This window comes from Bradyrhizobium sp. CCBAU 51627 (assembly GCF_028128765.1).
Taxonomy (GTDB): domain Bacteria; phylum Pseudomonadota; class Alphaproteobacteria; order Rhizobiales; family Xanthobacteraceae; genus Bradyrhizobium.
Window position 1 is genome coordinate 1423554 of record NZ_LBJG01000024.1, and the last position, 22650, is coordinate 1446203.

Below are 22650 nucleotides of genomic sequence, written 5' to 3' on the forward strand. Positions count from 1 at the left end.
TGGCCGCGCCTGACGCAGGCGAACCAGACATGCCGAACGCCCCGACCCTCGCCACATTGGCCGATGACCTCGAAAGCGGTCGCACGACCTCCCGAAAACTCGTCGAAGCCTGCATCGCCAGGATCGCCGATCCCGCCGGCGAGGGGCAGCGCACCTTTCTGCATGTCGACAAGGACGCTGCTCTGGCGGTTGCGGATGCGATGGACGGCCTGCGCAAAGCCAAAGCCGCGCCGTCGCGCTATGCCGGCATCCCGCTCTCGATCAAGGATCTGTTCGACATCAAGGGGCAGACGACGCGGGCCGGGTCCCGCGCGCTCGATGATTCCGATCCGGCCGAGCATGACGCGCCAGCGGTGGCGCGCCTGCGCAAGGCCGGCTTCGTCGTGATCGGACGGACCAACATGACCGAGTTCGCCTATTCCGGCATCGGCATCAATCCGCATTACGGCACGCCGAAGGGGGCCTGGAACCGGGCGGAGGGCCACGTGCCCGGCGGCTCGTCCTCGGGTGCGGCGGTGTCCGTGCTCGACGGCATGGCGCACGGTGCGCTTGGCACCGACACCGGCGGTTCCTGCCGCATTCCGGCGGCGTTCAACGGCATCGTCGGTTACAAGCCGACGCAGCGTCGCGTGCCGCTCGACGGCACGGTGCCGCTGTCGTTCTCGCTCGACAGCATCGGGCCGTTGGCGCGATCGGTCAGTTGCTGTGCCATAATGGATGCCGTGCTCGCCAGCGAGCCGATCGTCGCGCTGAAGCCGCGTCCCGTGAAGGGCATGCGGCTGGCGGTGCCGACCACGATTGCGCTCGATGATCTCGATCCGGAGGTCGCCGAGACCTTCGAGCGCACGCTGAAGACACTTTCCGACCACGGCGGCATCATCGAACGCATCGAGATGGCGGAATTCCACGACATCGGCCCGATGAACGCCAAGGGCGGCTTTGCGGCCGCCGAGAGCTACGCCTGGCACCGCTATCTCATCACTGCCAAGGGCGACGTCTATGATCCTCGCGTCGCCGTGCGCATCATGCGCGGCGAGGCGCAGAGCGCGGCCGACTATATCGACCTGCTCAACGAGCGTCGCTCGCTGATCGCCCGTGTCAATGCACGCATCGCTCCCTATGATGCCCTGGTGCTGCCGACCACGGCCAACACGCCGCCGAAGATCGCAGACCTTGCCGACGACAAGGCGTTCACCACGCAAAATCTCCGCGCGCTACGCAACTGCACCCTGATCAACATGATCGACGGCTGCGCCATCTCGCTGCCCGCGCATCGTGAGGGCAACGTGCCTGTCGGCCTGATGTTGGCAGGCGCGGGCGGCTCTGATCGTCGTATCTTTGAACTTGCTGCCGGCATGGAGGCCGTCATTCGTGTTTGACCTCACTTTCACCGTAGACGCCCAGGACTCCACCACGCCGCTGACCTTGGCGCTCGACCAGATGGTCATCGCTGGCTGGACCGGCCGCGATCCCGTCGCGCGCGACAAGCACATCGCCGAGCTGCAGGAGATGGGCATCGCTCCGCCGGCATCGACGCCGATCTACTATCGCGCTTCGGCGCGGCGGCTGACCCAGGAAGACAGCATCGAATGCACCGGCGGCGATTCCTCGGGCGAGGTCGAGTTCGTGCTGATCGGCTGGCAGGGCCGCATCTTCGTGGGCTGCGGCTCAGACCATACCGATCGCAAGGTCGAGGCCTACAACGTCACGGTCTCCAAGCAGATGTGCGACAAGCCGATCGCCTCCACGCTGTGGGAGCTCGAGGACGTCATCGGCCATTGGGACAAGATGATCCTGCGCTCCTACGCCACGATCAAGGGCGAGCGCATGCTCTACCAGGAGGGAACGCTGGACGCGATGCTGCCGGTCGTCGACCTCATTGCGCGCGGCTTCGAAGGCGGCAAATTCCCCGACGGCTGCGTCATGTTCGGCGGCACATTCGCGGCCAAGGGCGGCATCCGCCCCGCCGAGCGCTTCGAACTCGAGCTGGAAGATCCCGTGCTGAAGCGCACGATCAGGCACGGCTACGACGTGGTGACGCTGCCGGTGCGGGGCTGACGCTCTCTCCACGTCATTGCGAGGAGCTCTTGCGACGAAGCAATCCAAACTGGTTCCGCAAAGGGATTCCGGATTGCTTCGCTTCGCTCGCAACGACGGGGGAGAGTGTCGGAAATCGGGTGGCGGAGGGCGAGTCTGCTTTGCGAAGGTCGCAGCCATGACAGCAACAGCACGCAAATTGCCCCAGAAACCATCCGTCGACATCGCCACCCGCGTCGAGGCCCTCGACTGGCCCCAAATCGCTGCCGAGCTCGACTCCCAGGGCTGCTCCGTCCTGAAGAACCTGCTAACGCCCGATCAATGCCATACCATCTCTGCGCTCTATCCTGACGACGCGCACTTCCGCAGCCGCATCGTCATGGGCCGCCACGGCTTTGGCCGCGGCGAGTACAAATATTTCTCCTACCCGCTGCCAGATATCATCGCGCAGCTGCGTCCGGCGCTGTACTCGCACTTCCATGCCGTCGCCAACAGATGGAACGAGGCGATGGGGATCGACATCCGCTACCCCGCCGCATATGCGGCGTTCCTGAAGCGCTGCCACGAGGCCGGGCAGGCGCGGCCGACGCCACTGCTGCTGCAATACGAGGCGGGCGACTACAATTGCCTGCATCAGGACCTCTACGGCGAGCACGTCTTCCCGATTCAGGTCGCAATCCTGCTGTCTGAGCCCGGCCGCGACTTCACCGGCGGCGAGTTCGTGCTGACGGAACAGCGCCCGCGCATGCAGTCGCGCGCCGAGGTCGTGCCGCTGGCGCAGGGCGATGCGGTCGCTTTCGCTGTGCATCACCGCCCGGTGCAGGGGACACGCGGCACCTACCGCGTTAACCTGCGCCATGGCGTCAGCCGGATCAGGTCCGGCCAACGCCACACGCTGGGTGTGATCTTCCACGATGCCAAATGAGCGGAACCATTGACGGCTGATCTGTTCGACAGCGTCGCCGAGGCGCAGCCGTCGCGCGAGGAGATCGCCGACGGCGCCGTGCTGCTGCGCGGCTTCGTCAAACCGATCGAGAGCGAGTTGATCGCAGCGGTGCGCGCCATCGTCGCGCAATCGCCGTTTCGCCGCATGACCACGCCGGGCGGCTACCAGATGTCGGTGGCGATGACCAATTGCGGCGAGCGCGGCTGGATCACCGATCACACCGGCTATCGCTACGATCCCATCGATCCGCGAACCGGCGTGCCGTGGCCAGCGATGCCGCCAGTACTGTGCGATCTCGCCCGCCGCGCGGCGGAGCAGGGCGGCTTCCAAAACTTCGCGCCCGATGCCTGCCTCGTCAATCGCTACGAGCCCGGCACGCGGCTGTCGCTGCACCAGGACAAGGACGAGCTGGACTATTCGGCGCCGATCGTCTCGGTCTCGCTCGGCCTGCCCGCGACCTTCCTGTTCGGCGGCATGGCACGCAACGACAAGCCGCGCCGTTTCCGGCTGGTCCATGGCGATGTCGTGGTCTGGGGCGGCGCGTCCAGGCTTGCCTATCACGGCGTCGCGCCGCTTGCGGAAGGTGAACATGCGCTGCTGGGGCGGAAGCGGATCAATCTGACGTTTCGCAGGACGCGCTGATCTTACGGCTTCGGCGGATGAATGAACGCCCACGGGCTGACTTCCGAATCCCTGGTCACCTCGACCGAGATCAGATACGGCCCGCCATGGCTGAGCGCCTTCTCCATCGCCGCCTTGAACTGATCCGGCGCCGTGACGCGCGCCGCCGCCACGCCGAAGGACTCCGCCAGCTTGACGAAGTCAGGATTGACGAGATCCGACGCCACCACGCGGCCGTCAAAGCGTTCGCGCTGGTCGCGGCGGACGTTGCCGTAGGCATTGTTGTTGAACACCAGCGTCACCACGCCGATATTGAATTGCACGGCGGTGGCAAGCTCCTGCACGCCGAACATGAAGCCGCCGTCACCGGTGATCGCAACCACGGGCGTATCGGGATTGGCGACCTTGGCGCCGAGCGCGGTCGGAAAGCCCGAACCGAGCGTGCCCTGATAGCCTGAGGTTATGAAGGTGCGCGGCTGGTAGATCGGAAAGCCGTACCAGGAGGCGAAGCCGAACTGCGACAGCTCATCGGTCACGATCGCGTTCGCCGGTAATACCTCGCGCAGAATTTTGAGATAGGCCATCTGCGGTTGAATGCGCTGAATCTCTGCCAGCGCGGTCGCGCTGGCCTCGCGGATCGCGGCGCGGCGGCCGGCCGCCTTGCTGTAGCCGGCCTTGCGCACGGCAGCGGCGAGATCGGCGGTTGCGGCCTTGGCATCGGCAACGATCGCGGCGTTCGCCGGATAGCGCCGCATCTCGACCGGATCGATGTCGATGCGGATGCTCTTGAGGCCGTCGGGCTGGTACGGCCAGCGCGACATCGTCGGCAACTCCAGCCGCGTGCCGATCCCGATCATCAGGTCGGTCTTGGCCCACAGCTTGTAGGCGGCGGCCATGGTGAGGCCGAGCTCATGCGCATTGGAGACGATGCCGCGGCCGCTGCGGAAGGCAACCACCGGCGCGTCAATCATCTCGGCGAGCTCGAGGATCTCGTCGCCCGCCTCGATCGCGCCGCTGCCGACGAAAATCATCGGTGCCTTGCTCGCCTTGATCAGCGAAGCTGCCTGCCTGATCATGTCGGAGTCGGGCAGCGGCGCGGGCAACGGCTCCAGCACCTGTGCCGCGGCGGTATCGCCGCGCTGGGTGAAGACGTCCCACGGCATTTCCACCGAGGCGGGGCCGCGCCGGCCCGACGTCATCTCCTGGAATGCGCGCGCTACGGTCATCGGCGCGTTCCCCGGATATTCGATGCGGTCGGCCCACTTCACGTAGGTGCGCAAGGTCGCGAGCTGGTCCGGCATCTCATGCAGATGGCCGCGGCCTTTGCCCAGAAACTGCGTCGGCACCTGGCCGGTGACGCACAGCACCGGCTCGTTGCAGCCGAAGGCGGTGAGCAGCGCTGCGCTGGCGTTGAGCACGCCAGGGCCGGGCACCACGCTGAACACGCCGGGCTTGCCGCTGGAGCGCGCATAGCCGAACGCCATGTAGCCGCAGGCCTGCTCGTGCCGCGCGCCGATCACCTTGAGCTGGGCTTGATGGAAGGCGTCGAACAGTCCATAGACCTGCGCGCCGGGCAGGCCGAACACGGTGTCGACGCCATGGGCGACGAGCCCGCTTACGATCGCCTCGCCGCCGGTAAGGGTGGTCATTGCATCATTCCAATCTTGTTCAACCTTCGTCGACGACGCCGTTGCGCAACGTGCCGATGCCCTCGGCCGTGACCTCGATCACGTCACCCGGCTTCAAATAGCGCGGCGGATCGAACCGCGCACCGGCGCCGGTCGGCGTGCCCGTGACGATGATGTCGCCGGGGACGAGCGTTGCGAAGGTCGAGATATAGCTGATGAGATAACGGAATGGAAACATCAGCCGGCTGGTTCGATCGTCCTGCCGCAGCTCGCCATTGACATGCGTGGTCAGCCTGATGTCGGCGATCTGCGCTTCCCTGGTGTATGGCACCAGCCATGGCCCAAGGCTGCCGCTGGAATCAAAGTTCTTTCCTTGCGTGACGTTGAACTTGGCGTGGCGCAGCCAGTCGCGCACCGAGCCTTCGTTGCAGAGCGTCAGCGCTGCAATGTGGTCCAGCGCCGCACTCTCGGCAATGTGCCGTCCTTGCTTGCCGATCACCAGCACGATCTCGCCCTCATAGTCGAGCTGGTTGGACGCGCGCGGGCGCACCACCGGCGTGTCGTGACCGACGAAGGAGCGGGGGCTCCGCATGAACATGCTCGGATATTTCGGCGCCTCCTGGCCGTCCTTGTACTCGGCGTTGCGATCAGGGTAGTTGACGCCGATGCAGATGATCTTCTCCGGCGCCGGCACCGGCGGCAGCCAGGTGATCTCACTGAGCGTGTGAACCGGGGTGCGGCCGGCGGCTTCCTCGGCAAGGCTCACGAGCTTGCCGGCGGCGATCACCTCGCGCAACGTGGGATAGACTTTTGCATAGCGCGCCGAGAGATCGACCATGCCGCCCTCGAGGACGGCGCCGTAGCGGACGTCACCGTTGATGGAATAAGTGGCGAGGCGAGGGAGCTTCATCGCCTAATCCGCCACCAGCACGTCGGCGACGAACTTCGGCTCGCGCACGGACTGGCCCGTGAAGGGGGAGCCCTGTTCGAACCAGGAGCGCGGCGCCGGCGCGCCCCACAGCGTCTGGCGGCGCGGATCGCGCAGCGACCAGCGCAGCGGCTCGTGATCGTGATCGCCCGTAAAATAGTCGCTGGTATAGAGCTCAAGGCGGTGCCCGTCGGGATCGCGCACGTAGAGGAAGAACGCGTTCGAGATACCGTGGCGTCCCGGGCCGCGCTCGATGTTCTTCACGAAGCCCTGCGAGGCCATGACGTCGCAGAGATGGATGATGTTCATCGCCGTCGGCGTCCAATAGGCGAAGTGATGCAGCCGCGGACCCCTGCCATTGGTGATCGCAAAATCGTGGACGTTGCCCTTGCGATGCATCCAGGCGGCGGCGATGCGGCCGTTCGGCCCGTCCTCCTCGGCATATTCGGTGAGGCGGAAGCCGAGCCGTGCGTAGAACTCGACGGTATCCTGCACCTCGGCCGCGAACACGTTGAAGTGGTCGAGCCGCTGCGGGTGGCATCCGCGGTAGAGATCGTAGCGGCGCAAGAGATGCGGGCGGCGCTCCATCGACGCGTAGAGCTCGATCTGGAAGCCGAACGGATCGGTGAATTGCAGTGTGCGGCCCTGGAAGGGCTGGTCGGCGAAAGCATAAGAGAGGCCGTTCTCGGACAGGAACTTTGCGGCCTTGTCGAGATCGCCGTCATTACCGACCTTGAAGCCCATCCGGGCGCAGGCCGGCACGGCAGCTTTGCGCAGCACCAGCGAGTGATGCTGATGCTCCTCGGCCGCGCGCATGTAGACGACCTTGTCGTCGGCATCCTCGACATGCAGGCCGACAGTGGTCTCGTAGAACTCGCGGCTCAGCTTCAGGTCGGTGACGTCGAGCACGACGTGGCTGGAGCGGATGATGTTGAACGGCGGCTCGAAGATGTGTTGCGGTACGGGCATTGGCGTTTCCCCAGGGAATGACGAATGTCAGATTCCCAGTTTCTGAATCTTGTGCGTGCCCCGCGCCAGCGAGACATGCTTGGTTTCCATGTAGAAGTCGAACGAGTAATCGCCGCCGTCGCGGCCGATGCCGGAGGCCTTCATCCCGCCGAACGGCGTCGGCAGATGGCGGACGTTTTCCGAGTTCAGCCAGATCATGCCGGCTTCCAGCGCATCGGCAACACGCAGCGCGCGACCGACATCGTTGGTCCAGACATAGCCGGTGAGGCCGTAGCGAATATCGTTGGCGATCTCGATCGCGTCCGCTTCGTCGCGGAAGGGAAGCACGGTGAGGAATGGGCCGAACACCTCTTCCTGCGCCACGCGCATCTTGCCATGCGCGCCCGTGACCAGCGTCGGCTCGACATAATGTCCTCCGCCCGGGCCGTCACAGGCCTTGCCGCCAACCGCGATCGTGGCGCCGTCCTGCCGCGCGACGTCGAAATAGGAGCAGACCTTTGCGAGGTGCCGCTCATGAATCAGTGGCCCGATCTCGGTGGCGGGATCGAGGGGATGGCCGACCTTCAGCGCCTTCACGCGCGCGGCCAGCTTCTCTACGAATTTCTCCGCGATGCTCTGCTGGACCAACAGGCGGCTCGACGAGGTGCAGCGCTCGCCGTTGAGCGAGTAGATCATGAACACGACCGCATCGAGGGCGCGGTCGAGATCGGCATCGTCGAACACGATCACGGGGTTCTTGCCGCCGAGCTCGAAATGCACGCGCTTCAGGGTCGGCGCGCCCTGCGTCATGATCGCAGATCCCGTCGCGCTTTCGCCGACGAAGCCGATCGCCTTGATCGCGGGATGCTCGGTCAGCGCCTTCCCGGCCTCTTCGCCGAAGCCGTGTACGGTGTTGAGCACGCCGTCTGGTACGCCGGCTTCCTTGACGAGATTCGCCAGGATGGAAGCCGTCACCGGCGACCATTCCGCCGGCTTGTGCACGACGGTGCAGCCCGCAGCGAGGGCAGGGGCGATCTTCCAGGTCGAGAGCATGAACGGCGTGTTCCACGGCGTGATCACGCCGACGGGCCCGATCGGAACGCGCGTCGAGATGTTCCAGTGCTCGTCGCTCGGCGTGTTGAGTCCGTCGCGCGCCTCGGCGCATTTGTCGGCGAAGAAACGGAAGTTCTCGGCGGCGCGGATCGCAGCCTTGGCCATGAAGCGATAGGCCTGGCCGGTGTCGACGCATTCGAGCACGGCGATGTCGTCGGCATTGTCCTCGATTGCGTCGGCGACCCGATGCAGCAGCTTGCGCCGCATTGCCGGACCCATGTCGCGCCAGGATTTGAAGGCGAGCGCAGCTGCGGTCGCTGCGCGATCGATGTCCTCCGCATTGCCGCGGGCAACAGTTGCGAGCACAGAGCCATCGACGGGAGACTTCGTCTCGAAAGCTTCACCTGAGATCGACGGGACGACCTTGCCGTCGATCATGTGGCCGATGCCGTCCGCGCGCAGCGTCTTCAGCAGCGGCGCGACGCGATCGCGATTGGCCTGATAGACATCGGCTTTCGGCGTGGGCTTATCCATGGGCGGCCTCCGCTTTCAGTGCGTCGTGGATGTTGTTGCGCTTCCAGCTGGTGGCCTTGTCGTTGATCTGCATGTCGAACGAAAAAGCGAACTTGCTGGAGGTGAAGACGGGATCGAGATGTTTTGAAAGCGCCTGGAACACGTGCTCGCCGGCTTTCTGGCGGGTGGGCAGGTCGCGGCCCTCGCCGATGCGCAGCACCATGTCGAGAAAGCCGTAGTCCTGCCGCGCGTCCGCGATCGCGTAATGCTCGCACCTGATCGCGCGGACGCGGATGCCGCCGAGCGGGAAGATGCCGGTTTCAATCGCGGCCTTGCGCACCACCTCGCATACCGCCGCGATGTCGAGGCGGCTGTCGAGATTGGCCGAATATTCGATCGTGAAATGCGGCATCGCGGTTCGCTCCCAGTCTATTCTTGTTGCTCTACGCGAAGTAGCAGCTCACCGAGCCGTAGGCGCCATAATCGGCCTGAATTGTGTCGCCCTTGCGCGTCTCGATCGGGCGGATGAAGGATCCGGCGAGCACGACCTGTCCCGGTTCGAGCGCAAGGCCGAGCGGGGCGATCTTGTTGGCGAGCCACGCCACGGCAGTGGCAGGGTGATTGAGCACGCCCGCGGCAAGGCCGGTCTCCTCTAGCTGGCCGTTCTTGAAGCAGAGTGCACCGATCCAGCGCAGGTCGGCGTCCAGAGGGCGGATCGGCCGGCCCCCGAGCACGATGCCGGCATTCGCGGCGTTGTCGGCGATGGTGTCGAAGATCTTTCGCGTGGCCTTGGTCTGGGGATCGACCCGCTCGATCCGGGTGTCCAGGATCTCCAGTGCCGGCGCCACGAAATCAGTGGCGTTGAGCACGTCGAACATCGTGCAGTCGGGCCCCGAGAGCCGATTGCTCATGACGAAGGCGAGTTCGGCTTCGACGCGCGTCGCGATGAAGCGATCGGTGGGAATGATCCCGCCGTCGGCAAAGAACATGTCGTCGAGCAGCACGCCGGAGTCAGGCTCGTCGATATTGAGGGCGCTCTGCATCGCCTTTGAGGTCAGGCCGATCTTGTGCCCTTTGACGATGCACCCCTCGGCGATCTTGACGTCGACCCAGGCCTTCTGAATCGCGTAGGCGTCGGTAATGGTGATGCCGGGGAAATCCTGCGACAGCTGCCGGATCTGCACGCGCGTCTTCTCCGCCTGGTGCAGACGCTTCGCGCAGGCTTGGATATCGTCGTGGGATAGCGCCATGTGTGATCTTACAAATCGTGGTGCCCGGAGATGCTTAACATGTTAAGTGAATGCGTCAAATACTATTCGGGTATGTTGCGCTGCAAACGTTCTGTGGTCTGAGAGGCGACTGAAGGGGCGACATGGCGAAGAGACCGGCTGATCCCACCAATGGAAATGTGCCTGCCGCACATCAGGTGCCGATGCGCGATTTCTCGCGCTCGTTGCCGATGTCGCTGCTGCGGGCACGCGAGGCCGTAATGCGGCAGTTTCGCCCCTCGCTGCGGGAGCACGGCTTGACGGAACAGCAATGGCGCATCCTGCGCGCGCTTGCGGCCATCGAAGCGGCCGAGGTTACGGAACTCGCGCGCACGGCCTTTCTCCTGGGGCCGAGCCTGTCGCGCATCCTGCGCGATCTGGAGGCGCGCAATCTGATCGAGCGGAAGACAGCGAAGACGGACCAGCGCCGCAGCATGGTGTCGATCTCGAAAGAAGGGGTGAAACTGATGGCCTCGGTGGCGCCGACATCGGAGGCCATCTATGCCGAGATCACCCAACGCTTCGGCGCGCGCAAGCTTGCGGAGTTGCAGGAGATGCTCGGCGAGCTCGAACAGAGTCTCGCAGGGCTTGGCGCGGCCAATGAGGCAGGTGCCGAGGAGTGAAAGCAGACGCGGGCGCGATAGCGATGGACATCCCCAGGCCTTTTCGGTCAAAGCTGCTGATTTCCGGCGATCCCGCGCGGAAAACCGGCTGTGCGCACCAAAATGGCATCCTCTTGCCGGATGACTTCCGGGCGGCGATAGTGGCCGCCGCCCGCGAGGTCGGCGCCAGCGAAACCAGTATCCAGTGGGCGACGCATAGGTCTTGCGCCATTGCGAGCGTAGCGCGGCGGCCTGGTTCGCGGTAACAGCAGTCAGTGCTGTCGCGGCGCTCGTCTTGGTGACGGAGGCCCAAACAACAAAGAAGGAAGGCAACGTGGCGAACAAGGTCAAGGAAATCTGGAAGTCGGGCAAGGCCGTGGTCAACGCGTGGCTCGCTATTCCCTCCGGCTTCTCGGCAGAGATGATCGCGCAATGCGGCTTCGATAGCGTCACGGTCGACATGCAGCACGGCGTGCAGGACTATCTGTCGATGGTGCAGTGCTTCCAGGCCATGGACAAGCATCCGGTCACCCCGATGGTCCGCGTGCCCTGGAACGAGCCCGGCATCATCGGCAAGGTGCTCGACGGCGGCGCCTATGGCGTGATCTGCCCGATGGTCAACACGCCGCAGGAAGCCAGGAACCTGGTCTCCTATTCCAAATATCCGCCGCAGGGCGTCCGCTCCAACGGCCCGATTCGCGCCGGCATGTACGGCACCGCGGGCTCCTACCAGAAGACCGCAAATGCCGACACCATCCTGCTGCCGATGATGGAGACCAAGACCGCGGTCGAGAACATGGAGGCGATCCTCGATGTCGAAGGCATCGATGGCGTCTATATCGGTCCGTCCGACCTCGGCTTCTCCTACGGTCTGGAACCGAAGCTCGACCGCACCGAGCCGGAGATCCTTGCGATCTATGAGAAGATCATCAAGGAGTGCGGCAAGCGCGGCCTCAATCCGGGCATCCATTGCAGCGGCGCCGAAGGCGCTGCGCGCGCGATCAATATGGGCTTCAAGCTGGTGACGCTCTCCAACGAGGTCGGCCTGATGACGACCTACGCCAAGATGCAGGTCAACGCGACCCGCAAGGAATCGGGCGGCAAGGCCTAAGCTCTCGTGTCCCGGACGCGGTGCGGCACGCAGTGCCGCTCCGCAGAGCCGGGACACAGAAGCTCGCGAACGATACGATAGATGGGCCCCGGCTCTTCAGCGCACCGCTTTGCGCTGCGCTGCGTCCGGGGCACGATAGTAAGACCCAAGGAGACCCCCATGACCATCAGTCCCGTCATCCGCCTGCATCCCGCTGATGGTGTGCTGATCGCCCGCGCGAGCTTGCCGCCGGGAACGGTGGTGGCCGACGGCGTGACGACGGTCGAGCGCATCCCCTCCGGCCACAAGGTCGCGATCAAGCCGATCGCGGTGGGTGAGCCCGTGATCCGCTATGGCCAGATCATCGGCTTTGCGACGGAGGCCATCGCGCCGGGCCAGCACGTGCACGTGCAGAATTGCGGCATGGGCGATTTCGCCAAGGACTACGCCTATTGCGCCGACGTCAAGCCGACGCCGAATTTCGATCTGCCGGCGACCTTCGAAGGCATTCGCCGTCCCGATGGCCGCGTCGCCACGCGCAACTATATCGGCATCCTCACCTCGGTGAATTGCAGCGCGCACGTCGCAAGCCTCGTCGCCGATGTCTTCAAGAAGAACCCGTTTACCGGCGACAACCCGCTGGCCGATTTCCCCAATGTCGATGGTGTCGTCGCCCTGACCCACAAGACCGGCTGCGGCATGACGCAGAACGAGCCGCTGGCGCTGCTCCGCCGCACGCTCGGCGGCTACGCGCGGCACGTCAATTTCTCCCATGTCATCGTGCTCGGGTTGGGCTGCGAGGTGAATCAGATCGGCGGCCTCATGGAAGAGCAGAAGCTCGCCGGCCGCCTCCGCGCGATGGACATCCAGGAGGTCGGCGGCACCCGCAAGACGGTGGAAGCCGGCATCGCCTTTGTGCGCGAGGCGCTGGCCGATGCCAACAAGGTGAAGCGTGAGACCGTGCCGGCAAGCGAGCTCACCGTGGCGCTGCAATGCGGCGGATCGGATGGCTATTCCGGCGTCTCGGCCAATCCGGCGCTGGGCGCGGCGAGCGATCTCATCGTGCGCCACGGCGGCACCGTGATCCTGTCAGAGACGCCGGAAACTTACGGCGCCGAGCATCTCTTGACGCGCCGTGCGGTGAGCCGCGAGGTCGGTGAGAAGCTGGTCGATCTGATGCGCTGGTGGGACGAATACACGACGCGCGAAGGCGCCGAGATGAACGCCAATCCAAGCCCCGGCAACAAGGCCGGTGGTCTCACCACGATCTTGGAGAAGTCGCTCGGCGCGATGGCGAAGGCCGGCACCACCAACCTCGTCGAGGTGCTCCGCTATGCCGAGCCCGTCACCAAGAAGGGTTTTGTCTTCATGGACACGCCCGGCTACGACCCCGTCGCAGCCACCGGGCAGGTCGCCGGCGGCGCCAATCTCGTCTGCTTCACCACGGGGCGGGGCAGCGTGTTCGGCTGCAAGCCGGCACCCTCGATCAAGCTCGCCACCAACACGCCGATGTACAAGCGGATGGAAGAGGACATGGACGTCAATTGCGGCACCATCCTCGAAGGTGAGGAGAGCGTGCAGGAGTGCGGCCAGCGCATCTTCGATCTCATTCTCAAGACCGCATCCGGCCAGCCGACCAAGAGCGAGAGCTTCGATTTCGGCGGAGCCGAATTTGCACCATGGGTGCTGGGTGCAACGATGTAACCGCGCTGCGTGCGAAGATCGCGCAAATGCAATCGAGCGGGCCTGGTAGCCGGTGTTCTCGCACCGGCTCGGCGGCGCGTGTGATGTCCTGCATGCAACGATCGCTCGATAAGTAATGATACGGAGGCCGGCGTCTGTGCCGGAAGTTCCCCGGCTTACATCTGGTTAACACTGTTGCCTTAGACAGGTCCTGATACGGCCCCGCAACGTGGCGCGGCCGGCCTTTTCTGGGGATCAACCAATGCAAGCGATACGTCCCACTGGGGTGGAAAATCTCCTCGGTGAGGAGGAGCTGATCGTATCGAAGACCGATCTCAAAGGCCGCATCACCTACGCCAACGACGTTTTCCTGCGGATGGCGAAGTACTCCTGGAAGGAGCTGATGGGCGCGCCCCACAGCCTCATCCGCCATCCGGACATGCCGCGCTGCGTGTTCAAGCTGCTCTGGGACACGCTTCAGGCCAAGCAGGAGATCTTCGCCTACGTCGTCAACCTGGCGAAGGACGGCAGCCATTACTGGGTGTTCGCCCACGTCACGCCGACCTTCGATGAACGCGGTCATATCGTCGGCTATCACTCCAACCGCCGCAAGCCCGATCCCGCGCAGATCGAGCGCATCAAGCCGATCTACAAGACGCTGTGCGACGAAGAGGCACGGCATGCCAATGCCAAGGAGGGCATGCATGCGAGCTTCGACGCAATGGTCGGGCTGCTCAAGCAACAGGGTGTCGCCTACGATGAATTTGTGCTCTCTCTCTAAGGCGCAAGGCGCGACCGCGCTCGCGTGTGGCCTTGCCGTCGTTGCCTTCGCCCTCTCGCTTCTCGGTTTTGCCGGAATCCCCGCTGCGGCATTGCTCGGTGCGACCGTCGTGCTGCTCGGTTACACCGTCTTGTGCCAGCATCGCACCGCGGCCGCCGTCGACGAGGTCGCCGAGGTTTGCCGCAAGGCGGCGGGCGGCAATCTCGAGGCGCGCATCCTGAGCGAGCGGCAGAATGGGCGGATCGGAGCGATCCAGAAATCCGTCAACGACATGCTCGATATCGCCGATGCCTTCGCCCGTGAGGCCTCGGCGTCGATGGACTATGCGAGCCGCGGCAAATATTTCCGCAAGATCCTGGCGCGCGGTCTGCCCGGTTCGTTTCGCCGTTCGGCCGCCGTCATCAATTCCGGCACCGACAGCCTCGCCCGCCGCGTGGTGGAGGTCGCCGATCTCGCGAAGCAGTTCGGCACGCATCTCGACCAGGTTGCCGGTACGCTGATGGGCGCGGCGACCGATCTCGAATCCGATGCGGGCCAGATGGCTGCCGCTGCCGAGAAGACCAGCCGCCAGACGTCGGGCGTGCTGAGCGCCTCCGACCACGCCTCGCGCAACGTCGCAACTGTCGCCAGCGCAGCGGAGCAACTCGCGTCCTCGATTGCCGAGATCGGCCGCCAGGTGACGGGCTCGACCGCGAGCACCGGCCGCGCCGTGAACCAAGCCAACCGCGCCGGCAGCGAGATACGCACGCTTGCGGATGCGGCGCTGCGGATCGGTGACGTCGTCAAGCTGATCAGCGAGATCGCCGAACAGACCAACCTTCTGGCGCTCAACGCCACTATCGAGGCGGCACGCGCCGGCGAGGCGGGCCGCGGCTTTGCAGTCGTGGCCTCCGAGGTCAAGAGCCTCGCAAACCAGACCGCGAAGGCCACGGAGGAGATCAGCGCCAAGGTCGGCGAGATGCAGCAATCGACCACCAATTCGGTCGCCGCCGTCGAGGCGATCGCGCAGACCATCTCCGAGATCGATGGCATCACCGCTTCGATTGCAGCGTCGATCGAGCAGCAGGGCTCCGCGACCCGTGAGATCGCACGCAACGTCCACGAGGCTTCGGCCGGCACATCGCAGATGTCCTCCAACGTCACCGGCATCAGCGAAGCCGCTGCCGATACCGGCCGCGTCGCCGCCCGCGTCAACAGCGCCTCCGAGCGCGTCCACAATGAGGTCGAGACGCTCCGCCGCGAGGTGACGCAGTTTCTGCATCGGCTGACCTCGGCGGCGTAACGTTCCCCAAATGAGGTCGTCATGCCCGGGCTTGTCCCGGGCATCCGCGTGCTTTGCGGGCGCAAGAGTTAAGGCCGTGGATGGCCGGGACAAGCCCGGCCATGACGTCGTCGAGACGTCGCAGCACCAAGCTTTCACGGCTTGGACGATTGCCTTCGGCTCGGCCCGCACCTTGCATAGGCACCCTCTGCCCGTTGTTAATGCTTGATCGCATTGACCTCAGGTGTTCTGCTCAAAAAAGCTGCTGGAGCACCGCAACCCGTGTCGATCTACGTCGCATTACATCACGTCACGCATTACAAATACGACCGCCCGATCGATCTCGGACCGCAGACCATCCGTCTGCGGCCGGCGCCGCACACGCGAACGCCGATCCTGAGTTATTCGCTCAAGGTCACGCCGGCCAATCACTTTGTGAACTGGCAGCAGGACCCGCAGGGCAACTGGCTCGCCCGCTACGTCTTCCCGGAGAAGACCACGGAGTTGAAATTCGAGGTCGACTTCACGACGCAGATGACCGTGGTCAACCCGTTCGACTTCTTCGTCGAGCCTTACGCCGACAGCTTTCCGTTTGAATATCCCAGGGATCTCAAGACCGAGCTGGCGCCGTATCTGGAGACCATCAAGCCCGATCCCGCCTTCGCAAAATATCTGGCCTCGATCCCGCGCGAAGCGCCGAACACGGTCAACTTCCTGGTCGAGCTCAATCGCGAGCTGCAGAAGAAAGTCAGTTACATCATCCGCATGGAGCCCGGCGTGCAGACGCCGGAGGAGACACTGACGTCCTGCGCCGGCTCATGCCGCGATTCTGCCTGGCTGCTGATCCAGACCTTGCGTCATCTCGGCCTCGCGGCGCGCTTCGTCTCCGGCTACCTGATCCAGATCCGCCCCGACATCGATCCGATCGAAGGACCCCCGGAAGTCGAACACGATTTTACGGATCTACACGCCTGGGCCGAGGTCTATCTGCCGGGCGCGGGCTGGATCGGCTTCGACGCGACCTCCGGTATGCTGGCGGGCGAGGGGCACATCCCCGTTGCGGCCACGCCGCATTATCGCTCGGCCGCGCCGATCTCCGGCGGTGCCGGCTTTGCCGAAGTCGAGTTCGCCTTCGACATGAGCGTGAAGCGCATCCGCGAAGCGCCGCGCATTACAAAGCCGTTCTCCGACGACGCCTGGGCCCGTCTCAACGATCTCGGCGAGCAGGTCGATGGCGATCTCGCCGCGCAGGACGTGCGGCTTACCATGGGCGGCGAGCCGACCTTCGTTTCCGTGGATGATCTCGAAGCGCCGGAGTGGAATACGGAAGCCGTCGGCCCGACCAAGCGCGCGCTCGGCGACGATCTGATCCGCCGCCTGCGCACGCGCTTTGCGCCGGGCGGCCTGCTGCATTACGGCCAGGGCAAATGGTATCCGGGCGAGAGCCTGCCGCGCTGGGCGTTCGGCCTCTATTGGCGCAAGGACGGCGTGCCGATCTGGAAGAATGCGGACCTCATCGCAAAAGTCGAGAGTCCGAAGCGCGCCCAGACCGAGGATGCCGAGGACTTCATGGAAGGCACGGCGGCGCGGCTCGGGCTCGATCCCGGCTACATCATCCCGGCCTATGAGGACACCGTCTACTGGCTGCAGAAGGAGGCCGAGCTTCCGATCAACGTCGATCCCTCCAATTCGCAACTGTCCGATCCCGAGGCGCGTGCACGCATGGCGCGGGTGTTCAATCAGGGCCTCCGCGCGCCGCGCGGCTTCGTGCTGCCGGTACAGCGCTGGAACGCGCCGCCGCGCTGGCGCAGCGAGCGTTGGCAACTCCGGCGCGGGCATCTGTTCCTCTCGCCGGGCGATTCACCGCTTGGCCTGCGCCTGCCGATCGGTTCGCTCGGCTACGTGCCGCCCGATCAATATCCCTACATCGTCGAGCAGGACCCGATGGAGGCGCGCGACAAGCTGCCGGTTTTCACGCCTCCGGCGCGCCCGAAAGCGCCGCCGCGGGTCGCGCCCGAGCAACTCAACACGTCCATTCCCGTCCGCACCGCGATGTCGGTGGAAGTGCGCGACGGCGTGATCTGCGCTTTCATGCCGCCGGTGGAGCGCATCGAGGATTATCTCGAGCTGGTCGCCGCGATCGAGGCGACGGCAGAGGAGATGCAGCTTCCCGTTCATGTCGAAGGCTATGCGCCGCCGTTCGACCCTCGCATCGAGGTTATCAAGGTGACGCCCGATCCTGGCGTGATCGAGGTCAACATCCAGCCGGCGCAGAGCTGGCGCGATGCCGTCGGGATCACCACAGGTCTCTACGAGGACGCCGGCAAGGTGCGTCTCGGCGCCAACCGCTTCCTCCTCGACGGCCGTCACACCGGCACCGGTGGCGGCAATCACGTCGTGATAGGCGGTTCCTCGCCGCAGGACTCGCCGTTCCTGCGCCGGCCCGATCTGCTCAAGAGCCTGGTGCTGTACTGGCAACGGCATCCCGCGCTGTCTTATTTCTTCTCCGGCCTCTTCATCGGCCCGACCAGCCAGGCGCCGCGGATCGACGAAGCGCGTCACGACAGCATCTACGAGCTCGAGATCGCGCTCTCGCATGTGCCGCCGCCGGGCTACCAGACGCCGCTGTGGTTGGTGGACCGCTTGTTCCGGCATCTGCTCGTCGACATCACCGGCAACACCCACCGCGCCGAGATCTGCATCGACAAGCTCTATTCGCCTGACGGTCCCACCGGCCGGCTCGGCCTCGTCGAATTCCGCGCGCTCGAAATGCCGCCGGATCCGCGCATGTCACTGGCGCAGCAGCTCCTGATCCGCGCGCTGATCGCAAAATTCTGGCGCGAGCCGCAGCAGGGCAAGTTCGTGCGCTGGGGCACCGCGCTGCATGATCGCTTCATGCTGCCGCATTTCATCTGGGAAGATTTCCAGGACGTTCTCTCGGAGCTGAAAAACTCCGGCTATCCGTTCGAGCCGGAATGGTACCTGGCCCAGCTCGAATTCCGCTTTCCAGCGTTCGGCCGCGTCCATCAGGGCGGCGTGACGCTGGAATTGCGGCAGGCGCTGGAGCCCTGGCACGTCCTGGGCGAAGAAGGCTCGGCCGGCGGCACCGTGCGCTATGTCGATAGCTCGGTCGAGCGGCTCCAGGTCAAGGCTGAAGGATTTGTTGAAGGCCGCCACATCGTCACCTGCAACGGCCGCCGCCTGCCGATGACCTCGACCGGCCGCTCCGGCGAGGCCGTGGCCGCCGTCCGCTTCAAGGCCTGGCAGCCGGCCTCGGGCCTGCACCCGACCATCCCGGTCCACGCGCCGCTGACCTTCGACCTGATCGACACCTGGAACGGCCGCTCGCTCGGCGGCTGCGTCTACCATGTCGCTCATCCCGGCGGTCGCAACTACGACACCAAGCCCGTCAACACCTACGAGGCCGAGGCGCGGCGGCTGGCGCGCTTCCAGGACCACGGCCATACGCCCGGGCCGATGCAACCGCCCCCTGAGGAACGCACAAATGAATTCCCGCTGACCCTCGACTTGCGGACCCCGCTCCTGCAATGAGTATGATGGTGGGGCAGGGAGAGGCGCATGGGCGAGGGCGCGGCCGAAAAAGAGGACAAGGCGGGTCAAGCGCAGGGCCAGCGTGAAGGCCAGCGCCGGCTCGTGCAATGGGTCCGCGACTATCGGCGTCTGCCCGATATCCCCGACGAGTTCCTCGGGCCAGACGGTGCTCCGCGCGCGGTCTGGAGCCGCTTCTTCGATGCCTTCGGCGCGCTCGCGCCAGACGAGGTCGAGCGGCGCTTCGGCATGGCCGACCGCCACCTCCGCGAGGCCGGCGTCACCTACCGCGCGCCGGGCGACAGCGCCGACCGGCCCTGGTCGCTCAGCCACTTGCCGCTCCTGATCGACGAGGCCGACTGGACGCAGCTTTGCGCCGGCATCACCCAGCGCGCCGAGCTCTTGGAACTCGTGCTGCGTGACATCTATGGCGAGGGGCAGCTGGTCGCGGAAGGCGCGCTGCCGGCGGGCGCGATCGCCGGCAGTCCGGAATATCTCCGCCCCGTTTGCGGCGTGCCGCCGCCGGGCGGCCGCTACCTTTCGCTCTATGCCGCCGATGTCGGCCGCGGCCCCGACGGCCGCTGGTGGGTGCTCGGCGACCGCACCCAGGCGCCCTCGGGCGCGGGCTACGCGCTGGAGAACCGCCTCGTGCTCTCGCGCGCCTTCTCCGATCTCTACAAGTCGATGAATGTGCCGCGTGTCGCGCCGTTCTTCGAGGCGTTTCGCGACAGCCTTCGGGCGCGTGCCGATCGCGACGAGCCGCGCATCGGCGTGCTGACGCCAGGCAGTTTCAGCGAGACCTATTTCGAGCACGCGACGCTGGCGCGCTATCTCGGCTTTCTCTTGGTCGAGGGCGACGATCTCGCCGTCAGCGACAACCGGATTCACATCCGCACCGTTGCCGGGCTGAAGCGGCTCGACGTGCTGCTGCGCCGTGTCGATTCCAATTCGCTCGATCCGCTCGAGCTCGATGCCTCCTCGCATCTCGGCGTGCCCGGCCTGATCGATGTTCTGCGCAAGGATGGTGTCGTCGTCGCCAACATGCCGGGCTCGGGTGTTCTGGAGGCGAGGGCGCTGCTCGGCTTCCTGCCGGCGCTCAGCCGCCGCCTGCTCGGCGAAGAGCTGAAGATGCCGCACATCGCGACCTGGTGGTGCGGCCAGCGCAGCGCGCGCGACGAGGTGTTGTCGCGGCTCGGCGAGGTCGCAATCGAAGGCGCCTATCAGCGCGGCGTGCCCGGCTTCGAGAGCAACGGCCCGGTGCTGGCGAGCGAGCTTGATGCGGCCGGGCGTCAGCGCCTGGTCGATGCCATCAGCGCGCGCGGCATGGATTATGTCGGCCAGGAGGTGGTGCGGCTTTCAACCATGCCGGTGTGGGAGCAGGGCCAGCTCACGCCGCGACCCTTCGTGCTGCGCGTGTTCGCAGCCGCGACGCCGGACGGCTGGGCCATCATGCCCGGCGGCTTCTGCCGGATCGCGGAGCAGCCGGATGCGCGCGCGGTATCGATGGGCGACGGCGCCCGCGCGGCCGACGTCTGGGTGGTCTCGGACAAGAAGGTCTCGACTGCGTCGCTGCTGCCGGCGACCGACAAGGTCCGGATCCGCCGCATCGCCGGTGTGCTGCCGAGCCGCGCCGCCGACAATCTGTTCTGGCTCGGCCGCTATCTCGAGCGCGCCGAAGCGACGCTGCGGCTGGTGCGCGCGCTGGGCTCGCCAAGCGGACCGAACAAGGGTACCGCGGCCTCGCTGCAAGCCGCCGAACGGATCCAGCGCCTGCTGGTGACCTGGGGCGCGATCTCGCAGACCTCGCGCGCGACATCGGCGCGCATCGTCGCCGAAGCATTGCAGAGCGAGGCGCGTTTCGGCTCGGCGCTGTCGCTGGTGCGCTCGGCCTTGCGCACAGCGACATCCTTGCGCGAGCGGCTGTCGCCCGATGCCTGGCAGGTCATCACCGAGATGGCCGAGCGCCTGTCTTACCAGGTGGAGGATGACGACAGCGTGCTGAGCGCCGCCGAGCTCACCTTGCAGGAGCTTGCGAGCTTTGCGGGACTTGCGCAGGAGAACATGAACCGCGCCGCCGGCTGGCGCTTCCTCGATATCGGCCGCCGCGCCGAGCGCGCCATCAACACCACGCGTTTCGCGCGCCAGTTCGCCTATGACGAGGCCGGCGACGAGGATCTCGATATCCTGCTGACGCTGGTGGATTCCCAGATCACCTATCGCTCGCGCTATCTGCTGGCGCCGATCCTGGCGCCGGTGCGGGACCTCGCGGTGCTCGATCCCTACAATCCGCGTTCGGTTGCGTTCCAGGTCGCGACCTTGAACGAGCACATCGCGGCATTGCCGAGCCTGAAGGAGCACGGACTGATCGAAAAGCCGCAGCGGCTTGCCGTGGCGGTGCAGGCGATGCTGGCGACCGCCGAGGCCGAGAAGCTCGAGGTCAAGACGCTGTTTGCGCTGGAGCAGGACCTGCTCAGCCTCGCCGAGGCGATCGGGCTGCACTACTTCCCGCACGGCCCCAACGCCAGCCGGCCGGAAAAGCTGACGGGGCTGGCGTGATCTACGACATCAGGCACGTCACGACCTATGAATATGAGAGCCCGGTCAGCTTCGCGCGCTGCACGCTGCGGCTCGAGCCGAAGGCCGGCAATGGCCAGGAGCTGATCTCGCACAAGGTCGAGATACGCCCCCGTCCGTCCGAGCGCCACGTTCGCCGCGACTTCTTCGGTACGCTGACCGAGAGCGTGGTGATCGACGCCGCGCATCGTAATTTGCGCATCGATTCCCGCTCGCGCGTCTCGGTGTCGCGACAGCCGCCGCGCGACTCCGCGAGCCCACCGTGGGAGAGCATCCGCGACATCGCGTTCGAAGCAACCAGCCTCGGGCCGTCCTCGCCGGTCGGCTATGTCTTTGCGAGCCCTTTGGTGCCTGTTCTGCGCCCCGTCAGTGCCTATGCGGCGGAAAGCTTCGCGCCCGGCGTGGGCATCCTCGCTGGTGCCGTCGATCTCATGCATCGCATCCGCACCGAGTTTCGCTACGACTCGAAAGCCACGGTGATCTCGACACCCCTGAACGAGGTGTTCGACAAGCGCCACGGCGTCTGCCAGGATTTTGCTCATGTCATGATCGCAGGACTTCGCGGGCTTGGCCTGCCGGCGGCCTATGTCAGCGGTTACTTGCGCACCATCCCGCCGCCGGGCCAGCCGCGCTTGCAGGGCGCGGACGCAACCCACGCCTGGGTGTCCCTGTGGTGCGGGGCGGAGCTTGGCTGGATCGATTTCGATCCGACCAACGACCTGCTGGTCGCCAACGACCACATCGTGCTGACGGTCGGCCGCGACTTCTCCGACGTTTCGCCGATCGACGGCATCATCGTCGGCTCGCCGAAGCAGAAGCTCGGTGTCGCCGTGGACGTGCTGCTGGTGGAGTGAAGATGATTCATCGGACGCTTGGCGGCGATGATTCTTGCGGCCTATGCGCGCCCGGGCTTTTGGGCCGCCTCGTTCCCAGTCGTTGCGAGTCATTCGCGATCGCATCCACGAGGGAATTGACGCGCCTGTCCGCAATGCGGTGCAGAGGTCCTGGTCCGACAGCGAAGGACGTCGGCTCATGCCCCCGTCATCGATCGTTTGCGGTCGGCCATTGGCCGGGCTGCGGCCCGCCCTAAAAATATACCGAACTATGGCCGCAACCGTGATGCTGCGGGGCGGCACGGCATCATATTTACGTATTTTTGTTCCGGAGT

The 22650-nt window shown here is 65.4% G+C and carries 18 protein-coding genes; 12 read left to right on the forward strand and 6 right to left on the reverse strand.

Annotation, left to right across the window (positions count from 1 at the left end):
* Window positions 1-29: 29 nt before the first annotated feature.
* From XH88_RS21515 to alkB, 4 genes are all read left to right on the forward strand, one after another.
* Window positions 30-1379 carry an amidase gene (locus XH88_RS21515; protein WP_271670238.1) on the forward strand — a complete coding sequence of 450 codons (1350 nt, stop codon included), beginning with the start codon at window positions 30-32 and terminating at the stop codon, window positions 1377-1379.
* Window positions 1372-2058: a DUF2848 domain-containing protein gene (locus XH88_RS21520; protein ID WP_271670239.1), complete on the forward strand. Its 687-nt coding sequence runs from the start codon at window positions 1372-1374 to the stop codon at window positions 2056-2058. The genes XH88_RS21515 and XH88_RS21520 overlap by 8 nt, the downstream gene beginning before the upstream one ends.
* Before the next feature lie 157 nt (window positions 2059-2215).
* Window positions 2216-2962, forward strand: a complete 747-nt coding sequence (locus XH88_RS21525; protein ID WP_271670240.1) for a 2OG-Fe(II) oxygenase — start codon at window positions 2216-2218, stop codon at window positions 2960-2962.
* A gap of 9 nt (window positions 2963-2971) precedes the next feature.
* Window positions 2972-3625: a DNA oxidative demethylase AlkB gene (alkB, locus tag XH88_RS21530; RefSeq protein WP_271670241.1), complete on the forward strand. Its 654-nt coding sequence runs from the start codon at window positions 2972-2974 to the stop codon at window positions 3623-3625.
* Between the two features lie 2 nt (window positions 3626-3627).
* Here alkB and XH88_RS21535 read toward each other — a convergent pair whose 3' ends face one another.
* The 6 genes from XH88_RS21535 to hpaH are packed head-to-tail and all read right to left on the reverse strand — an operon-like array spanning window position 3628 to window position 9924.
* Window positions 3628-5253: a thiamine pyrophosphate-dependent enzyme gene (locus XH88_RS21535; protein WP_271670242.1), complete on the reverse strand. Its 1626-nt coding sequence runs from the start codon at window positions 5251-5253 to the stop codon at window positions 3628-3630.
* A 19-nt stretch (window positions 5254-5272) separates the two neighbouring features.
* The gene (locus XH88_RS21540; RefSeq protein ID WP_271670243.1) at window positions 5273-6142 is read right to left on the reverse strand and encodes a fumarylacetoacetate hydrolase family protein; all 870 of its coding nucleotides are present in this window, start codon (window positions 6140-6142) and stop codon (window positions 5273-5275) included.
* A gap of 3 nt (window positions 6143-6145) precedes the next feature.
* Window positions 6146-7129 carry a 3,4-dihydroxyphenylacetate 2,3-dioxygenase gene (gene hpaD, locus XH88_RS21545; protein WP_271670244.1) on the reverse strand — a complete coding sequence of 328 codons (984 nt, stop codon included), beginning with the start codon at window positions 7127-7129 and terminating at the stop codon, window positions 6146-6148.
* 27 nt (window positions 7130-7156) lie between these two features.
* Window positions 7157-8695 carry a 5-carboxymethyl-2-hydroxymuconate semialdehyde dehydrogenase gene (gene hpaE / locus XH88_RS21550; RefSeq protein WP_271670245.1) on the reverse strand — a complete coding sequence of 513 codons (1539 nt, stop codon included), beginning with the start codon at window positions 8693-8695 and terminating at the stop codon, window positions 7157-7159.
* Window positions 8688-9086, reverse strand: coding sequence for a 5-carboxymethyl-2-hydroxymuconate Delta-isomerase (locus XH88_RS21555; protein ID WP_271670246.1), 399 nt, complete (start codon window positions 9084-9086; stop codon window positions 8688-8690). Before XH88_RS21555 ends, hpaE begins: the two co-directional genes overlap by 8 nt.
* A gap of 31 nt (window positions 9087-9117) precedes the next feature.
* Window positions 9118-9924, reverse strand: coding sequence for a 2-oxo-hept-4-ene-1,7-dioate hydratase (hpaH, locus tag XH88_RS21560; protein ID WP_271670247.1), 807 nt, complete (start codon window positions 9922-9924; stop codon window positions 9118-9120).
* Between the two features lie 122 nt (window positions 9925-10046).
* On the opposite strand from hpaH, the gene hpaR reads away from it, so the two are divergent.
* From hpaR to XH88_RS21600, 8 genes are all read left to right on the forward strand, one after another.
* Complete coding sequence (hpaR, locus tag XH88_RS21565) at window positions 10047-10565, forward strand: homoprotocatechuate degradation operon regulator HpaR (protein WP_271670248.1); 519 nt, start codon at window positions 10047-10049, stop codon at window positions 10563-10565.
* A gap of 313 nt (window positions 10566-10878) precedes the next feature.
* Window positions 10879-11655, forward strand: a complete 777-nt coding sequence (locus XH88_RS21570) for an HpcH/HpaI aldolase family protein (RefSeq protein ID WP_027558665.1) — start codon at window positions 10879-10881, stop codon at window positions 11653-11655.
* Between the two features lie 159 nt (window positions 11656-11814).
* Window positions 11815-13338, forward strand: a complete 1524-nt coding sequence (locus tag XH88_RS21575; RefSeq protein WP_271670249.1) for a UxaA family hydrolase — start codon at window positions 11815-11817, stop codon at window positions 13336-13338.
* Window positions 13339-13579: 241 nt separating this feature from the next.
* Window positions 13580-14098: a PAS domain-containing protein gene (locus XH88_RS21580; protein WP_271670250.1), complete on the forward strand. Its 519-nt coding sequence runs from the start codon at window positions 13580-13582 to the stop codon at window positions 14096-14098.
* Window positions 14076-15380, forward strand: a complete 1305-nt coding sequence (locus XH88_RS21585; RefSeq protein WP_271670251.1) for a methyl-accepting chemotaxis protein — start codon at window positions 14076-14078, stop codon at window positions 15378-15380. The genes XH88_RS21580 and XH88_RS21585 overlap by 23 nt, the downstream gene beginning before the upstream one ends.
* A 261-nt stretch (window positions 15381-15641) precedes the next feature.
* Window positions 15642-18911 (forward strand): transglutaminase family protein, encoded by a 3270-nt coding sequence (locus XH88_RS21590; RefSeq protein WP_271670252.1) that lies wholly within the window; start codon window positions 15642-15644, stop codon window positions 18909-18911.
* Between the two features lie 27 nt (window positions 18912-18938).
* Window positions 18939-21464: a circularly permuted type 2 ATP-grasp protein gene (locus tag XH88_RS21595; protein ID WP_271670253.1), complete on the forward strand. Its 2526-nt coding sequence runs from the start codon at window positions 18939-18941 to the stop codon at window positions 21462-21464.
* Window positions 21461-22336, forward strand: coding sequence for a transglutaminase family protein (locus XH88_RS21600; RefSeq protein ID WP_271670254.1), 876 nt, complete (start codon window positions 21461-21463; stop codon window positions 22334-22336). The genes XH88_RS21595 and XH88_RS21600 overlap by 4 nt, the downstream gene beginning before the upstream one ends.
* Window positions 22337-22650: the final 314 nt, after the last annotated feature.

Bases quoted from the DNA above. Each gene is read 5' to 3' on its own strand.
- XH88_RS21515 (WP_271670238.1), top strand. From the start codon at position 30: ATGCCGAACGCCCCGACCCTCGCCACATTGGCCGATGACCTCGAAAGC.
- XH88_RS21525 (WP_271670240.1), top strand. From the start codon at position 2,216: ATGACAGCAACAGCACGCAAATTGCCCCAGAAACCATCCGTCGACATC.
- XH88_RS21535 (WP_271670242.1), bottom strand. From the start codon at position 5,253: ATGACCACCCTTACCGGCGGCGAGGCGATCGTAAGCGGGCTCGTCGCC.
- XH88_RS21540 (WP_271670243.1), bottom strand. From the start codon at position 6,142: ATGAAGCTCCCTCGCCTCGCCACTTATTCCATCAACGGTGACGTCCGC.
- hpaD (WP_271670244.1), bottom strand. From the start codon at position 7,129: ATGCCCGTACCGCAACACATCTTCGAGCCGCCGTTCAACATCATCCGC.
- hpaE (WP_271670245.1), bottom strand. From the start codon at position 8,695: ATGGATAAGCCCACGCCGAAAGCCGATGTCTATCAGGCCAATCGCGAT.
- XH88_RS21555 (WP_271670246.1), bottom strand. From the start codon at position 9,086: ATGCCGCATTTCACGATCGAATATTCGGCCAATCTCGACAGCCGCCTC.
- hpaH (WP_271670247.1), bottom strand. From the start codon at position 9,924: ATGGCGCTATCCCACGACGATATCCAAGCCTGCGCGAAGCGTCTGCAC.
- hpaR (WP_271670248.1), top strand. From the start codon at position 10,047: ATGGCGAAGAGACCGGCTGATCCCACCAATGGAAATGTGCCTGCCGCA.
- XH88_RS21575 (WP_271670249.1), top strand. From the start codon at position 11,815: ATGACCATCAGTCCCGTCATCCGCCTGCATCCCGCTGATGGTGTGCTG.
- XH88_RS21580 (WP_271670250.1), top strand. From the start codon at position 13,580: ATGCAAGCGATACGTCCCACTGGGGTGGAAAATCTCCTCGGTGAGGAG.
- XH88_RS21585 (WP_271670251.1), top strand. From the start codon at position 14,076: ATGAATTTGTGCTCTCTCTCTAAGGCGCAAGGCGCGACCGCGCTCGCG.
- XH88_RS21595 (WP_271670253.1), top strand. From the start codon at position 18,939: ATGGGCGAGGGCGCGGCCGAAAAAGAGGACAAGGCGGGTCAAGCGCAG.